Origin of the sequence: Haemophilus sp. SZY H36, assembly GCF_018829625.1 — a bacterium.
Taxonomy (GTDB): Bacteria; Pseudomonadota; Gammaproteobacteria; order Enterobacterales; family Pasteurellaceae; genus Haemophilus; species Haemophilus haemolyticus_K.
Genome location: NZ_JAHKKA010000004.1, coordinates 1 through 14,545 on the forward strand (window position 1 = coordinate 1; position 14,545 = coordinate 14,545).

The window sequence follows — 14,545 nt, forward strand, 5'->3', positions numbered from 1 at the left end:
CTACTTAAAAAGTAATTATGAATTTTCAGTTAAGCACCTATTAAGACTTCAAAATTAAAAATATTTTAAAACAAGTCAATCAACAAGTGCCCACACAGATTGTCTGATATATTGTTAAAGAGCAAAAAACAACGACGCACTTGGAAACTTAAAAACTTCACAACAGTGCGTCGTTGTGTGCGGTGCATTATAGGGATTTTCAAATCCCTTGCAAGTACTTTTTTGTAAAAATATTTAAAAAAATGATCTTTTGATTAAAGCGCAAGCGATTAGAGCAAAATATAGATCTTTTGAGCTATTTTTTTAAGCGTTTTAAAATTCTAGGAAGATCAACGATAGAATCTAACACATAATCTGCTACTCTCTCTCCGTCCTCTGTTACTGGTTTACCTGTACGAACTAATACGTTCATTTTCACCTTCGCGCCAATTCCCGCTTTTAGATCTTCAACTTTATCTCCAACCATAATAGATTGCGTAGGATCGATCTTTAATTCTTTGATCGCTTGCAATAGCATTCCTGGTTTAGGCTTCCGGCAATCACAGTCTTCTTTATATTCACCGTTTCCCTCAGAATGATGTGGGCAATAGTAAATACCATCCAAATCCACATCTTGCTCAGCCAATGACCAATCCATCCATTCTGTTAACTGTAAAAACTGCTCCTCAGAAAAATAGCCACGCGCAATTCCAGATTGATTAGTAACCAACACCAACATATATCCCATTTTCTTTAATTCTCGCAGTGCATCAATCGCACCATCAATAAACTTAAAGTTATCAATTTCGTGTACATAACCGTAATCAATATTTAACGTACCATCGCGATCTAAAAAAATAGCCTTATTCATTCCCTTACCTTTCATACGTATCAAATTGACGAAAATTATCTATTTAATCCAAGCAATTAGCAAATATAACTCATAACCAATCTGTCTAAAAAAGATAATCTGACATATTGACATAGCAATCTAGACGTCTAGAATACCGAAACAGATTTAAAAATAGCAAATAAAAAGGGCTTATATGATTAAGCTAAGCAATATAACGAAGATTTTTGAGCTGCCTAGCAAGAAATTGACTGCGCTTGATAATGTCTCATTAAACATCGAAAAAGGTCAAATTTGCGGAGTAATTGGCGCATCTGGCGCAGGAAAAAGTACATTAATTCGATGTGTAAACTTATTAGAAAAACCAACTAGCGGTTCCGTTATTGTGGACGGCGTAGAATTAACAGGACTTTCTGATCGCGAGTTAGTACGTGCTCGTCGTCAAATTGGAATGATTTTTCAGCATTTCAATTTACTAAGTTCTCGCACCGTATTTGAAAACGTGGCATTACCCTTAGAATTGGAAGGTGAGCCAAAAGCAAAAATACAAGAAAAAATTACCGCACTTTTAGATCTTGTTGGTTTAAGCGAAAAATGTGATGCTTACCCAAGTAATCTTTCGGGTGGACAAAAACAACGTGTAGCCATTGCGCGCGCCTTAGCGAGCGATCCTAAAGTTTTATTATGTGATGAAGCCACTAGCGCACTAGATCCTGCAACGACACAATCTATTCTTAAATTATTAAAAGAAATTAACCGCACTTTAGGTATTACGATTTTGTTGATTACCCATGAAATGGAAGTTGTTAAACAGATTTGTGATCAAGTTGCTGTTATTGATCAAGGTCGCCTAGTTGAACAAGGTACTGTCAGTGAAATTTTTGCAAACCCTAAAACAGAATTAGCACAAGAGTTTATTCGTTCGACTTTCCACATCAGTCTACCTGATGAATATTTGGAAAATCTTACTAATACGCCGAAGCATAGCAAAGCGTATCCAATTATCAAATTTGAGTTTACCGGTCGCTCAGTCGATGCACCGTTACTTTCTCAGGCATCAAAAAAATTTGGCGTGGAGCTCAGTATTTTAACCTCACAAATTGATTATGCTGGAGGCGTGAAATTTGGTTATACCATTGCTGAAGTAGAAGGCGATGAAGATGCCATTACACAAACCAAAGTTTATTTAATGGAAAACAACGTGCGCGTGGAGGTGCTTGGTTATGTTCAATGATTTCTTGGCAACATTCAGCCAGCAATTAACGCCTCAAATGTGGGGTGTTGTCGCAACCGCAACTTATGAAACTATTTATATCAGCTTTGCATCTACTTTACTTGCCGTAGTAGTCGGGGTGCCAGTTGGTGTATGGACTTTCTTAACTGGAAAAAATGAGATTTTACAAAATAACCGCACTCATTTTGTGTTAAACACGATCATTAATATTGGGCGTTCTATTCCATTTATTATTTTGCTCTTAATCTTATTACCTGTAACACGTTTTATCGTGGGAACAGTATTAGGTACAACAGCAGCAATTATTCCATTAAGTATTTGTGCGATGCCATTCGTAGCTCGCTTAACTGCTAATGCATTAATGGAAATTCCAAATGGTTTAACCGAAGCCGCTCAAGCAATGGGCGCGACTAAATGGCAAATTGTACGTAAATTCTATTTGCCAGAAGCACTACCGACACTAATTAATGGCATCACACTTACTCTAGTCACTTTAGTTGGTTACTCTGCAATGGCAGGGACGCAAGGCGGCGGTGGCTTAGGTAGCCTCGCCATCAACTACGGCGTATATCGCAATATGCCTTATGTCACTTGGGTGGCAACCATTATTATTGTGCTATTCGTTATGATTAGCCAAAAACTCGGCGATACACTGGCTAAAAAAGTGGATCATCGTTAATTAAACACAACTCTTAACTTAAACAGGAAGGAAATCCTATGAAATTAAAACAACTTTTTGCAATCACTGCAATCGCATCAGCTCTCGTTTTAACAGGCTGTAAAGAAGATAAAAAAACTGAAGCTGCAGCTGCACCACTTAAAATCAAAGTCGGTGTGATGTCTGGTCCTGAGCACCAAGTTGCAGAAATTGCAGCAAAAGTCGCTAAAGAAAAATATGGTTTAGACGTTCAATTCGTTGAATTCAATGACTACGCATTACCAAATGAAGCGGTATCTAAAGGCGATTTAGATGCAAACGCAATGCAACATAAACCTTATTTAGATGAAGATGCAAAAGCGAAAAATTTAAATAACTTAGTCATCGTGGGTAATACTTTCGTCTATCCATTAGCGGGCTATTCTAAAAAAATCAAAAATGTGAATGAATTACAAGAAGGTGCTAAAGTTGTTGTTCCTAACGATCCAACAAACCGTGGCCGAGCATTAATTCTTCTTGAAAAACAAGGTTTAATCAAATTAAAAGATGCAAATAACCTTCTTTCAACTGTATTAGATATTGTTGAAAATCCGAAAAAATTAAACATCACTGAAGTAGATACCTCTGTTGCAGCACGCGCATTAGACGATGTTGATTTAGCTGTAGTAAACAATACTTATGCGGGTCAAGTAGGCTTAAATGCTCAAGATAACGGTGTATTTGTAGAAGATAAAGATTCTCCATATGTGAACATTATCGTTTCTCGTACCGATAACAAAGACAGCAAAGCTGTTCAAGACTTCGTAAAATCTTACCAAACAGAAGAAGTTTACCAAGAAGCTAAAAAACACTTTAAAGATGGTGTTGTAAAAGGTTGGTAATTTCTACCGCACTTTCACTCATTACGAAATCCCTTGCTCTGCAAGGGATTTTCTTATCTAAGCTTGGGATATTTTTATGTCTTTTTTTACTTATTTCTATTTAGAAAACCGTATGTATTTTCAAGATTATTTTAAATACATCTCAATTTTTACTTCACTTGGTGCGCTTCTGTTAGTCACAAGTTTATATCTGCGCCATCGTTTAGAAACCAAATACCGAGATCTCAGTATTATTTTTCTGCTCTTAATTATTCTCTTACTTGGTATTCAATATAATCAATATGAACAAAATCAAGTATATGCAAATGATACTTCTCGCATTGTTACATTTTTGAACTCAGTAAAAACATCACAAAATTTACAATTTGAGGATCTACGAGTAAATAGCCAAAAAATTACAAATGGTATGATCTTAAATATTAAGGATAAATACTATCAGGTAAATTTTAATAATGATTTTACTGCTTATACACTCTCTGAAATCAATTTAGTCAACCCGAATATCAATATTATTGATAAGGAAAATAAATAATGGAAAGTTATTCATTTCTTGCTATAAAACTTACAATGGGCATTATTGGTCTTGTTTTACAGATTAATTTAATGGGTAAGGGAAACCTTGCTCCAACATCAGCCATGGATCAAGTACAAAATTATGTACTGGGTGGCATTATTGGCGCTGTCATTTATAATGACAATATTGGCATACTACAATTTTCCCTTGTTCTCATTTTATGGACATTATTAATTTTTACACTACGTTTTATCAAAAATCATAACCGATTTGTGAAAAATATTATCGATGGGAGCCCAGTTTGGGTAATTTCAGATGGCAAAGTACAAACTAATGAATGTATGAAAAATGGTATTTCTGCTCATGATTTAATGTTTAAACTCCGTGCCGCTGGTGTATATGAAATCTCTACTGTAAAGCGAGCTGTACTTGAACAAAATGGGCAACTCTCAATCATTCAATACGGAGATGAAGATTTACGCTATCCATTAATTATTGATGGCCAAATTGATTACGATATTCTTGATATTATCAACCGTGATGAAAATTGGGTTCATGCTGAATTAGATACTAATAAACTCACTGTAAATCAGGTATATATTGGTGAATATTTGAATGGTCAATTAATTACACACCTTTATGACCCAACCTAATCCACTGATGAAAGTCACGACCAATAATTTAAGTTATTGGTCTTTTTTTTAAATTTCTGTCTCAATATTTGACTTTTTTTCAGGCTAGCCCTACCAATGCTATAAAATTTCGTTACAATGAAAGCTTAGACAAAAATAATAAAAGACCCGGAAACAAACACAATGACAGGTGCACAACTCATCATGGGGTGCCTGAAAGCACACCATGTCACGACTCTTTTCGGCTATCCAGGCGGCGCAATCATGCCAACCTACGATGCCCTTTATGACGCAGGCTTAGATCACTTACTTTGTCGTAATGAACAAGGGGCTGCCATCGCAGCGATTGGTTATGCTCGCTCCACAGGAAAAGTGGGCGTCTGTATTGCGACATCAGGCCCTGGCGCCACCAATTTAGTCACTGGATTAGGCGATGCCATGATGGACTCCATTCCAGTTGTAGCCATTACCGGTCAAGTTTCCTCTCCATTAATCGGCACGGATGCGTTCCAAGAAGCTGATGTTCTAGGGCTATCCCTTGCTTGCACTAAACACAGTTTTATCGTGCAAAGTACGGATGAATTAGCCGATGTTTTTGCGGAAGCCTTTGAAATTGCCCAAAGTGGACGCCCCGGCCCAGTTCTTATTGATGTGCCTCGCGATATTCAAATTGGTGAAGTGCCTGAGAATGTAAAAGCCTATGTTAAAACACCAGAAAAACCAACCGCACTTTCAGTAGATAAACTCGCTGAAGCAAAAGAATTATTAAAAAATGCTAAAAAACCGGTGCTTTATGTGGGTGGCGGGGTTGGTATGGCGAAGGCTGTTCCTGCCTTACGCGAATTTTTAGCCCAGACACAAATGCCATCAGTCTCCACTTTAAAAGGTTTAGGTGCAATTGATCCAAACGATGATGTGTATATGGGAATGATTGGTATGCATGGTACGAAAGCTGCTAATTTTGCCGTGCAAGAAAGTGATTTATTACTCGTATGCGGTGCTCGTTTTGACGATCGTGTCACAGGTAAACTCGATACCTTTGCTCCTCACGCTAAAGTGATTCATTGTGATATTGATGCAGCGGAAATTCATAAATTACGCCGTGCAGATGTTGCCCTACAAGGGGATTTAATCCAAGCACTTAATGCACTCAAACAAGATCTTGATATTGAACCTTGGCGTGAACAAATCAGAAATTTCAAAGCAAAATTAGATTTCACTTATATTGAAAATCAAGACAATCGCCCGATTGATCCTTGGGCATTACTCAACACCCTCTCTAATCGCAAACCAAATAATGCGGTAATTTGTACCGATGTGGGGCAGCATCAAATGTGGTCAGCGCAACACATGAAGCATTTTGCGCCAGAGAACTACATTACTTCGGCTGGTTTCGGTACAATGGGATTTGGTCTGCCAGCCGCAGTGGGGGCAAAAAAAGCACGTCCACAAGATGAAGTCATTTTGGTTACGGGTGATGGCTCACTCATGATGAATATCCAAGAATTGGGTTCAATCAAACGTGGCAATTTACCAGTAAAAATTTTGCTGTTGGATAACCAACGCTTAGGTATGGTTCGTCAATGGCAGGATTTATTCTGGAATAAACGTCGCAGTGAAACCATTTTAGATGACAACCCAGATTTTGTAATGCTTGCTAACGCGTTCGGTATTCCTGCAGAACGTATTGAGTCAGCTGATGATGTGGATGCGGCACTCAACCGATTATTAAACAGCAAAACAGCCTATTTATTACAAGTATGTATTCCACCTGATGAATGTGTATGGCCACTTGTTCCACCGGGTGCATGTAACGCGGATATAGTAGAGGAGATGAACTAATGAATAAATATAAACTGGAACTCGTCGCTCGCCATCGTCCTGAAGTGCTAGAACGCATTTTACGCATAGCACGTCACCGCGGATTTACTGTTACAACGATGGAAATGATACTGATTGAAACCCAAGTGCAGTTAAAAATCACCGTAAAATCTGACCGCACTTTAGATCTATTAGTGAATCAGTTGGCGAAATTGCCAGATGTAAACGAAATAAAATAAGAATTAAGTGCAAGGCATTGCACACTACTCTAACAAAATTTTACTCGGAGAGATTATTTATGCCAAAACTACGTTCAGCGACTAGTACACAAGGTCGTAATATGGCAGGCGCACGTGCCTTATGGCGTGCAACAGGGATGAAAGAAAATGACTTTGGTAAACCGATTATTGCGGTGGTGAACTCTTTCACTCAATTCGTACCTGGTCACGTGCATTTAAAAGATATGGGACAGCTTGTTGCCGCAGAAATTGAAAAAGCAGGCGGCGTAGCAAAAGAATTTAATACCATTGCGGTGGATGATGGTATCGCGATGGGACACGGGGGGATGCTTTATTCCTTACCAAGCCGTGATTTGATCGCTGATAGCGTGGAATATATGGTCAATGCGCACTGTGCTGATGCGATGGTGTGTATTTCCAACTGTGACAAAATCACTCCAGGAATGTTAATGGCGGCAATGCGCTTAAACATTCCGACAATTTTTGTCTCAGGCGGTCCAATGGAAGCGGGCAAAACAAAACTTTCTGATCAATTAATCCGCTTAGATTTGGTTGATGCGATGATTGAGGCCGCCGATCCGAATGTGTCAGATGAACGCATTGATGTCATTGAACGTAGCGCTTGCCCAACCTGTGGTTCTTGTTCTGGCATGTTTACCGCAAACTCTATGAACTGCTTAACTGAAGCCTTAGGTTTATCTTTACCAGGTAATGGTTCTATGTTAGCTACTCACGCAGACCGCAAAGAATTATTCTTAAAAGCAGGTCGTCAAATTGTTGAGCTGTGCAAACGCTATTACGAACAAGATGATGCAAGCGTATTGCCTCGTTCAATCGGTACCTTTGATGCCTTTGAAAATGCAATGAGCCTCGATATCGCAATGGGGGGGTCAAGCAATACAGTTTTACACTTGTTAGCGGCAGCACAAGAAGCAGGTGTAGATTTTAAAATGGAAGATATTGACCGTTTATCGCGCAGAGTACCTTGTTTAAGCAAAATTGCACCAAACACCAATAAATATCACATGGAAGACGTACATCGTGCAGGCGGTATTATGGGATTGTTGGGTGAATTAGATCGCGCTGGGTTAATTCATAAAAATACACACACCGTGCTTGGAATGAGCATGGGAGAACAACTAGACCAATACGATATTATTCGCAATCAAGATGAAGAATTACATAAATTCTTCCGTGCAGGCCCTGCAGGTATCCGCACGACTCAAGCATTCTCACAAGATTGTCGCTGGGATACCGTCGATAATGATCGTGTAAATGGTTGTATTCGCAATAAAGAAAATGCGATCTCGCAAGAAGGTGGCTTAGCCGTATTATTCGGTAATCTCGCTGAAGACGGATGTATCGTTAAAACCGCGGGCGTAGATGAATCTATTTGGAAATTCACCGGCACTGCTATAGTATTTGAAAGCCAAGAAGATGCGGTTGCCGGCATTTTGGGTGGTAAAGTCAAAGAAGGTCATGTCGTTGTTATCCGTTACGAAGGCCCTAAAGGCGGACCGGGTATGCAAGAAATGTTATACCCAACCAGTTACTTAAAATCGATGGGCTTGGGCAAAAAATGTGCTTTATTAACGGACGGACGTTTCTCTGGTGGTACATCAGGCTTGTCTATTGGACATGCTTCACCAGAAGCCGCTTCAGGCGGTGCAATCGGCTTAGTACGCGATGGCGATATTATCAACATTGATATTCCAAATCGTGCAATTAACTTAGAAATCAGTAATGATGAACTCGCAGCACGCAGAGCTGAACAAGATCAAAAAGGTTGGCAGCCAGCACACCGTGAACGTGAAGTATCCTTTACTTTAAAAGTGTTTGGCCACTTTGCCACTTCTGCAGATAAAGGCGCTGTGCGTGATAAAACTTTATTGAAATAACTCAACAAAATGGTGTGCATTGTTTCTAACTCATACCATCTTGTTGTATTTTTAGCAGATTTATTCATATAACAAGGGATTAGTATGTCAGACCCAATGATTGGATTATTATCCTTACAAGAAGAACTTTCAAAGAATAGAATAACTTTAGGTAATTGTACAAATAGTAAATTACATATGTTTTTTGATAAACCTGAAGGCATACCTAGGTTTACTTATGTAATTGTAAACGAAGGAGAAATTCTATCTTTTTGTAATTTTGTTCTTGTAGAGCCAATTAATGACACTCCTTGTTTTCAAATAGGGTATGCCGTCCCAGAAAAATTTCAAAACAAAGGCTTTGGGAAAGAAATAGCTAAATTAGCTTTAATTGAATTTTTGACCAATATGTTTAGGGGGTCTAGTTTTAAAAACTTATATATTGAGTCAGTTATTAGTATTGATAACTTAGCTTCTCAAAAAATAACTAACTATATTTTATCTACTAAACCTAAACAAATCATTGATTCAATTTCTAATGAAAAAATGTTTTGTTATCAAAAATTATTTTCAGCATTTGATGAATTTAATAAATTATAAAGTAACTCATGAAAAACCTACTTACAAACCCACAACCGAACCAAAGTGATTATGTCAACGCGATTGTCAAACTTGGCTCCAGAGTATATGAAGCCGCTCAAGTGACCCCTTTACAAAAAATGGGAAAACTTTCTGAACGACTGCACAATAATATCTGGATTAAACGTGAAGACCGTCAGCCAGTAAATAGCTTTAAACTACGCGGCGCTTACGCAATGATTTCTAGCCTTTCAGCAGAACAAAAAGCAGCAGGCGTAATAGCCGCCTCTGCTGGTAACCATGCGCAAGGCGTGGCATTATCAGCGAAACAATTAGGCTTAAAAGCATTGATCGTGATGCCACAAAACACGCCAAGCATTAAGGTGGATGCAGTGCGTGGATTTGGTGGTGAGGTATTGTTGCACGGTGCTAATTTTGATGAAGCCAAAGCAAAAGCGATTGAGCTTTCAAAAGAAAAAAATATGACATTTATTCCACCATTCGATCATCCATTAGTGATCGCTGGACAAGGCACGTTAGCGATGGAAATGCTACAACAAGTGGCAGATTTGGATTATGTGTTTGTACAAGTCGGTGGAGGCGGTTTAGCTGCTGGTGTGGCAATTTTGCTTAAGCAATTTATGCCAGAAATTAAAATCATCGGTGTAGAATCAAAGGATTCAGCATGCTTAAAAGCCGCTCTCGATAAAGGCGAGCCAACAGATTTAACCCATGTTGGATTATTTGCGGATGGCGTTGCCGTAAAACGTATTGGTGACGAAACATTTCGCCTATGCCAACAATATCTTGATGATATGGTATTGGTCGATAGTGACGAAGTGTGCGCAGCAATGAAAGATTTGTTTGAGAACGTTCGTGCTGTTGCAGAGCCATCAGGTGCATTAGGTTTAGCCGGTTTGAAAAAATATGTGAAACAAAACCATATTGAAGGCCAAAATATGGCGGCAATTTTGTCTGGCGCGAACTTGAATTTCCACACCTTACGTTATGTATCCGAACGTTGTGAAATTGGTGAAAACCGAGAAGCTTTATTAGCCGTGACCATGCCTGAACAACCCGGTAGTTTCTTAAAATTTGCTTATATATTAGGTAACCGAGCTGTAACCGAATTCAGTTATCGCTATGCAGATGATAAACGCGCTTGTGTGTTTGTTGGGGTAAGAACGACAAATGAGCAAGAAAGAGCAGATATTATTGCAGACCTCACTAAAAATGGTTTTGATGTTGAGGATATGTCTGATGATGATATTGCGAAAACGCACGTTCGCTATTTAATGGGGGGGCGAGCAGCCAATGATAACGAACGCTTATATACGTTCGAATTCCCTGAGCAAAAAGGTGCGTTATTGAAATTCTTGGAAACATTACAAAATCGTTGGAATATTTCATTATTCCACTATCGTGCCCACGGCGCAGACTATGGAAATATCCTTGCTGGTTTCCAAATTGAAGAACGCGAACAAGCAGAATTTGAACAGGCACTTGCTCAACTCAATTATGTTTTTGAAGATGTAACAGAAAGCAAATCTTATCGTTATTTCTTACGTTAATCTTATAAAAAAGGCGTGATATTTTTCACGCCTTTGTATTATTCAAACTCTAATTCCACCGCACTTTCGCCAAGTAAATTCACTAATTCCGTCAGAATTTCATCTGTTGGAATAATCGACCATTGCACACCCAAACGTAACAAAGCACGACCTTTCGGACTTTGGTAATACACGTTAATGGGCAACGTTCCACCACTCACTGGCTCAAGTAATGCTTTAAGTTGTTTAATGAAACTTGGTGTAATTTGATGCTCAGAAAGGCTGATAGCTAAGGATTTGACATAACGGGAACGAGCCTCATCTAAGGTCATTAACTCTCGCACCGTCATTTTTAAGCCACCTGAGAAATCATCAACACTGATCTGTCCAGAAGCAATCACTACTGTATCTTTTTGTAACTTTTCACCAAATTGCTCTAAACTTTCACCAAATAAAGTTAAATCTAAACGACCAGAACGATCATCTAATGTTGCAATACCGAGTCGATTACCTTTTTTAGTCATAGCTATACGAGACGAAACTAATAATCCTGCGGCAGTACTTATTTGCCCACGACGATTTGGAGTCAAATCTTTTAAACGTATTGATGTGTAATGAGATAATTCTTTTAAATATCGGCTTACAGGATGACTACTTAAATAAAGCCCTAGTGTTTCACGCTCACCATCAAGAATTTGTTTTTCTGAGTAAGGAGGGGTATTCGCATAGGCATTCTCGACTTCTTCGTGGGTTTCAGTTAGTACCCCAAACATATCCGTTTGTCCCATTGCTTCATCTTTAGCATGTTGATCAGATGCTTTAAGGGCATCTTCTAAATTCTTAGAAAGTGCGGCGCGATGTGGACCTAATTTATCAAAGGCACCGGACATAATTAGGCTTTCAAAAGTCCGGCGGTTAATTTTCTTCAAATCTACTCGAGCACATAAATCAAATAAGTCTTTGAAAATTCCCCCTTCATTTCTAGCGGTCACAAGTGCCTCAATCGGGCCTTCCCCCACACCTTTAATTGCGCCAATACCATATACAATTTCACCTTGGTCATTAACACTAAAATGATGCTTACCCACATTAATATCTGGTGGAGCAACCTTTAATCCCATACGTAAACATTCATCATATAAACCCACAATTTTATCCGTGTTATCCATTTCAGATGTCATTACCGCTGCCATAAATTCTGCAGGGAAATGGGTTTTGAGCCAAAGGGTTTGGTAAGATACCAAGGCATAAGCAGCGGAGTGAGATTTATTAAAACCATAGCCAGCAAATTTTTCCACCAAGTCGAAAATCTTCATGGAAAGCTCACCATCAACACCGTTTTTTATCGCCCCCTCTTTAAACACAGAACGCTGCTTTGCCATTTCCTCTGGTTTCTTTTTCCCCATCGCTCGACGCAATAAGTCTGCTCCACCCAACGTATAACCCGCCAACACTTGCGCAATCTGCATAACTTGCTCTTGATACAAAATAATACCGTAAGTTGGCTCAAGAATGGGCTTCAAGCTTTCATGTTGATATTCTGCATCAGGGTAGGATACTTCTTCTCGTCCGTGTTTACGATCAATAAAATTATCCACCATTCCTGACTGCAAAGGACCAGGACGGAACAATGCTACCAATGCGATAATATCTTCAAAACAGTCAGGTTGAAGGCGTTTGATCAAATCTTTCATACCACGAGATTCTAGCTGGAATACAGCTGTAGTTTCAGAACGTTTAAGCAGTTCAAAAGATTCATGATCATCTAGAGGGATCGCAGCAATATCAACAAGTGGCTTACCTTCTCGAGCCATGCGAGCATTGATCATATCTAATGCCCACTTAATGATAGTCAGAGTACGTAATCCTAAGAAATCAAACTTCACAAGCCCTGCATATTCCACATCGCTTTTATCAAAATGGGTAACAGGGTGAAGCCCTTCATTATCGCAATAAAGCGGCGCAAAATCCGTAATTAAAGTTGGAGAAATTACTACGCCTCCCGCATGTTTACCCGCATTACGGGTTACACCTTCCAACTTACGCGCCATATCTATTAAGGCTTGAACCTCTTCATCACTGTCATACACCACTTGCAATTGTGGCTCAACTTCAAACGCTTTTGCGAGCGTCATTCCTGGATCCGGAGGAATCAATTTCGAAATACGATCAACAAAACCATAAGGATGTCCCAATACGCGCCCTACATCGCGAATCACCGCTTTTGCCGCCATGGTACCAAAGGTGATAATTTGTGATACTGCACCGCGTCCGTAAGTTTCAGCTACATGCTCAATAACACGATCTCGACCATCCATACAGAAATCCACGTCAAAGTCAGGCATAGATACCCGTTCAGGATTTAAAAAACGCTCAAATAGCAAATCAAACTCAAGCGGATCTAAATCGGTAATTTTCAATGCATAGGCAACTAAAGAACCAGCCCCTGAACCTCGTCCTGGTCCCACTGGAATATCGTTATCTTTTGACCACTGAATAAACTCCATCACAATCAAGAAATAACCAGGGAATCCCATTTGGTTGATAACACCTAATTCCACTTCTAAACGTTCATCATATTCTGCCCGTCTTTCGGCCCTAATTTTCTCATCCGGAAATAGAAATGCTAAACGCTCCTCTAGTCCTTCTCTGGCTTTTTTTATTAAGAAATCCTCCGTGCTCAATTCACCCGTTGGAAATTTTGGTAAAAAATATTGACCAAGACGAAGCGTTACACTACAACGCTGAGCAATTAAAAGCGTATTTTCTAAAGCTGAGGGAATATCTGCAAATAACTCACACATTTCCTCTTCTGAACGGAAATATTGTTCGGAGGTATAACGTTTTGGGCGTTTAGGATCATCTAAAGTATAACCATCTCTAATCGCTACACGAATTTCGTGGGCTTCAAAATCATCTTGCTTGAGGAATACCACATCATTTGTAGCAACTAACGGTAAATGGTAATGTTCAGCTAATTTTAGTGCTGCTTGGATATAACTTTCTTCATCCGCTCTTCCTGTGCGGCTAAGAGCAAGATAAAAATGCTCGGGAAAAAATTCTTGATAAAATGCGACCGCACTTTCAATCTCATCAGCATTATCTTTTAATAATTTCTTTCCCACATCTCCCTGTATACCACCAGATAAGATAATCACCCCTTCTCGATAATCAATAAGCCAATCTTGATCAATATAAGGTAAGTCGTTATAACCTCGCTGGTAAGCCTTTGATAACAATAAAGTAATATTTTTATAGCCTTCATTATTTTTAGCCAACAAAGTCAGATCAAAGTATTCATCGCCACATAATGTACTTTTGACTTTTACATCTGCCCCGATAATTGGCTTCATCCCTAAAGAAAGCATCTCGCCATAAAAGCGCACCACACCGCAAAAATTTGTAAAATCTGTTAGTGCCATTGCAACCATTTCATTAGCAGCACAGGCTTTTACTAGCGGTTTCACTTTGACGATACTGTCAATCATCGAAAAATCTGTGTGCGTGCGAAGATGGACGAAACGAGGCTGGGATGACATTGAAAATCCTTAAAGTGCGGTTAAATTTTGCCGTAAATATTGAGGCGGTATTATAGCGAATTTTTCAAATAAATGCCTATGCAACAAATGGCTTTCCTAATTAGCTCGGATAACCGATTGCGTGAACAAAAAATGTTAAGTAGATCAAAATTTTGATAATTATCCGTTCCCATTTTGGGTGATTTCGGCTAG

General features: G+C 39.0%; 12 protein-coding genes. 10 read left to right on the forward strand and 2 right to left on the reverse strand.

Features of this window, described 5'->3' with window-relative positions:
* Window positions 1-295: 295 nt before the first annotated feature.
* Window positions 296-850, reverse strand: a complete 555-nt coding sequence (gene gmhB, locus KP713_RS07365) for a D-glycero-beta-D-manno-heptose 1,7-bisphosphate 7-phosphatase (RefSeq protein ID WP_140527968.1) — start codon at window positions 848-850, stop codon at window positions 296-298.
* A gap of 175 nt (window positions 851-1,025) precedes the next feature.
* Between gmhB and metN the strand changes: the two genes are divergently transcribed.
* From metN to ilvA, 10 genes are all read left to right on the forward strand, one after another.
* Complete coding sequence (gene metN / locus KP713_RS07370; RefSeq protein WP_215770285.1) at window positions 1,026-2,063, forward strand: methionine ABC transporter ATP-binding protein MetN; 1,038 nt, start codon at window positions 1,026-1,028, stop codon at window positions 2,061-2,063.
* Window positions 2,053-2,742 (forward strand): methionine ABC transporter permease, encoded by a 690-nt coding sequence (locus tag KP713_RS07375; RefSeq protein ID WP_005629721.1) that lies wholly within the window; start codon window positions 2,053-2,055, stop codon window positions 2,740-2,742. Before metN ends, KP713_RS07375 begins: the two co-directional genes overlap by 11 nt.
* A 38-nt stretch (window positions 2,743-2,780) precedes the next feature.
* Window positions 2,781-3,602, forward strand: coding sequence for a MetQ/NlpA family lipoprotein (locus tag KP713_RS07380; RefSeq protein ID WP_215770286.1), 822 nt, complete (start codon window positions 2,781-2,783; stop codon window positions 3,600-3,602).
* Window positions 3,603-3,678: 76 nt separating this feature from the next.
* Window positions 3,679-4,134 (forward strand): DUF3290 family protein, encoded by a 456-nt coding sequence (locus KP713_RS07385; protein ID WP_215770287.1) that lies wholly within the window; start codon window positions 3,679-3,681, stop codon window positions 4,132-4,134.
* The gene (locus tag KP713_RS07390; protein WP_215770288.1) at window positions 4,134-4,769 is read left to right on the forward strand and encodes a DUF421 domain-containing protein; all 636 of its coding nucleotides are present in this window, start codon (window positions 4,134-4,136) and stop codon (window positions 4,767-4,769) included. Before KP713_RS07385 ends, KP713_RS07390 begins: the two co-directional genes overlap by 1 nt.
* Window positions 4,770-4,931: 162 nt before the next feature.
* Entirely contained in the window at window positions 4,932-6,590 is a 1,659-nt protein-coding gene (ilvG, locus tag KP713_RS07395) for an acetolactate synthase 2 catalytic subunit (protein ID WP_215770289.1), read from the forward strand.
* Window positions 6,590-6,808 carry an acetolactate synthase 2 small subunit gene (gene ilvM / locus KP713_RS07400; RefSeq protein WP_215770290.1) on the forward strand — a complete coding sequence of 73 codons (219 nt, stop codon included), beginning with the start codon at window positions 6,590-6,592 and terminating at the stop codon, window positions 6,806-6,808. Before ilvG ends, ilvM begins: the two co-directional genes overlap by 1 nt.
* A gap of 59 nt (window positions 6,809-6,867) precedes the next feature.
* On the forward strand, window positions 6,868-8,706 hold the full coding sequence (gene ilvD, locus KP713_RS07405) for a dihydroxy-acid dehydratase (RefSeq protein WP_215770291.1): 1,839 nt from the start codon (window positions 6,868-6,870) through the stop codon (window positions 8,704-8,706).
* Window positions 8,707-8,790: 84 nt separating this feature from the next.
* Window positions 8,791-9,285: a GNAT family N-acetyltransferase gene (locus tag KP713_RS07410; RefSeq protein WP_215770292.1), complete on the forward strand. Its 495-nt coding sequence runs from the start codon at window positions 8,791-8,793 to the stop codon at window positions 9,283-9,285.
* Between the two features lie 8 nt (window positions 9,286-9,293).
* Window positions 9,294-10,835 carry a threonine ammonia-lyase, biosynthetic gene (ilvA, locus tag KP713_RS07415; RefSeq protein WP_215770293.1) on the forward strand — a complete coding sequence of 514 codons (1,542 nt, stop codon included), beginning with the start codon at window positions 9,294-9,296 and terminating at the stop codon, window positions 10,833-10,835.
* Window positions 10,836-10,873: 38 nt separating this feature from the next.
* Here ilvA and dnaE read toward each other — a convergent pair whose 3' ends face one another.
* Window positions 10,874-14,353 (reverse strand): DNA polymerase III subunit alpha, encoded by a 3,480-nt coding sequence (dnaE, locus tag KP713_RS07420; protein ID WP_215770294.1) that lies wholly within the window; start codon window positions 14,351-14,353, stop codon window positions 10,874-10,876.
* Between the last annotated feature and the right edge of the window lie 192 nt (window positions 14,354-14,545).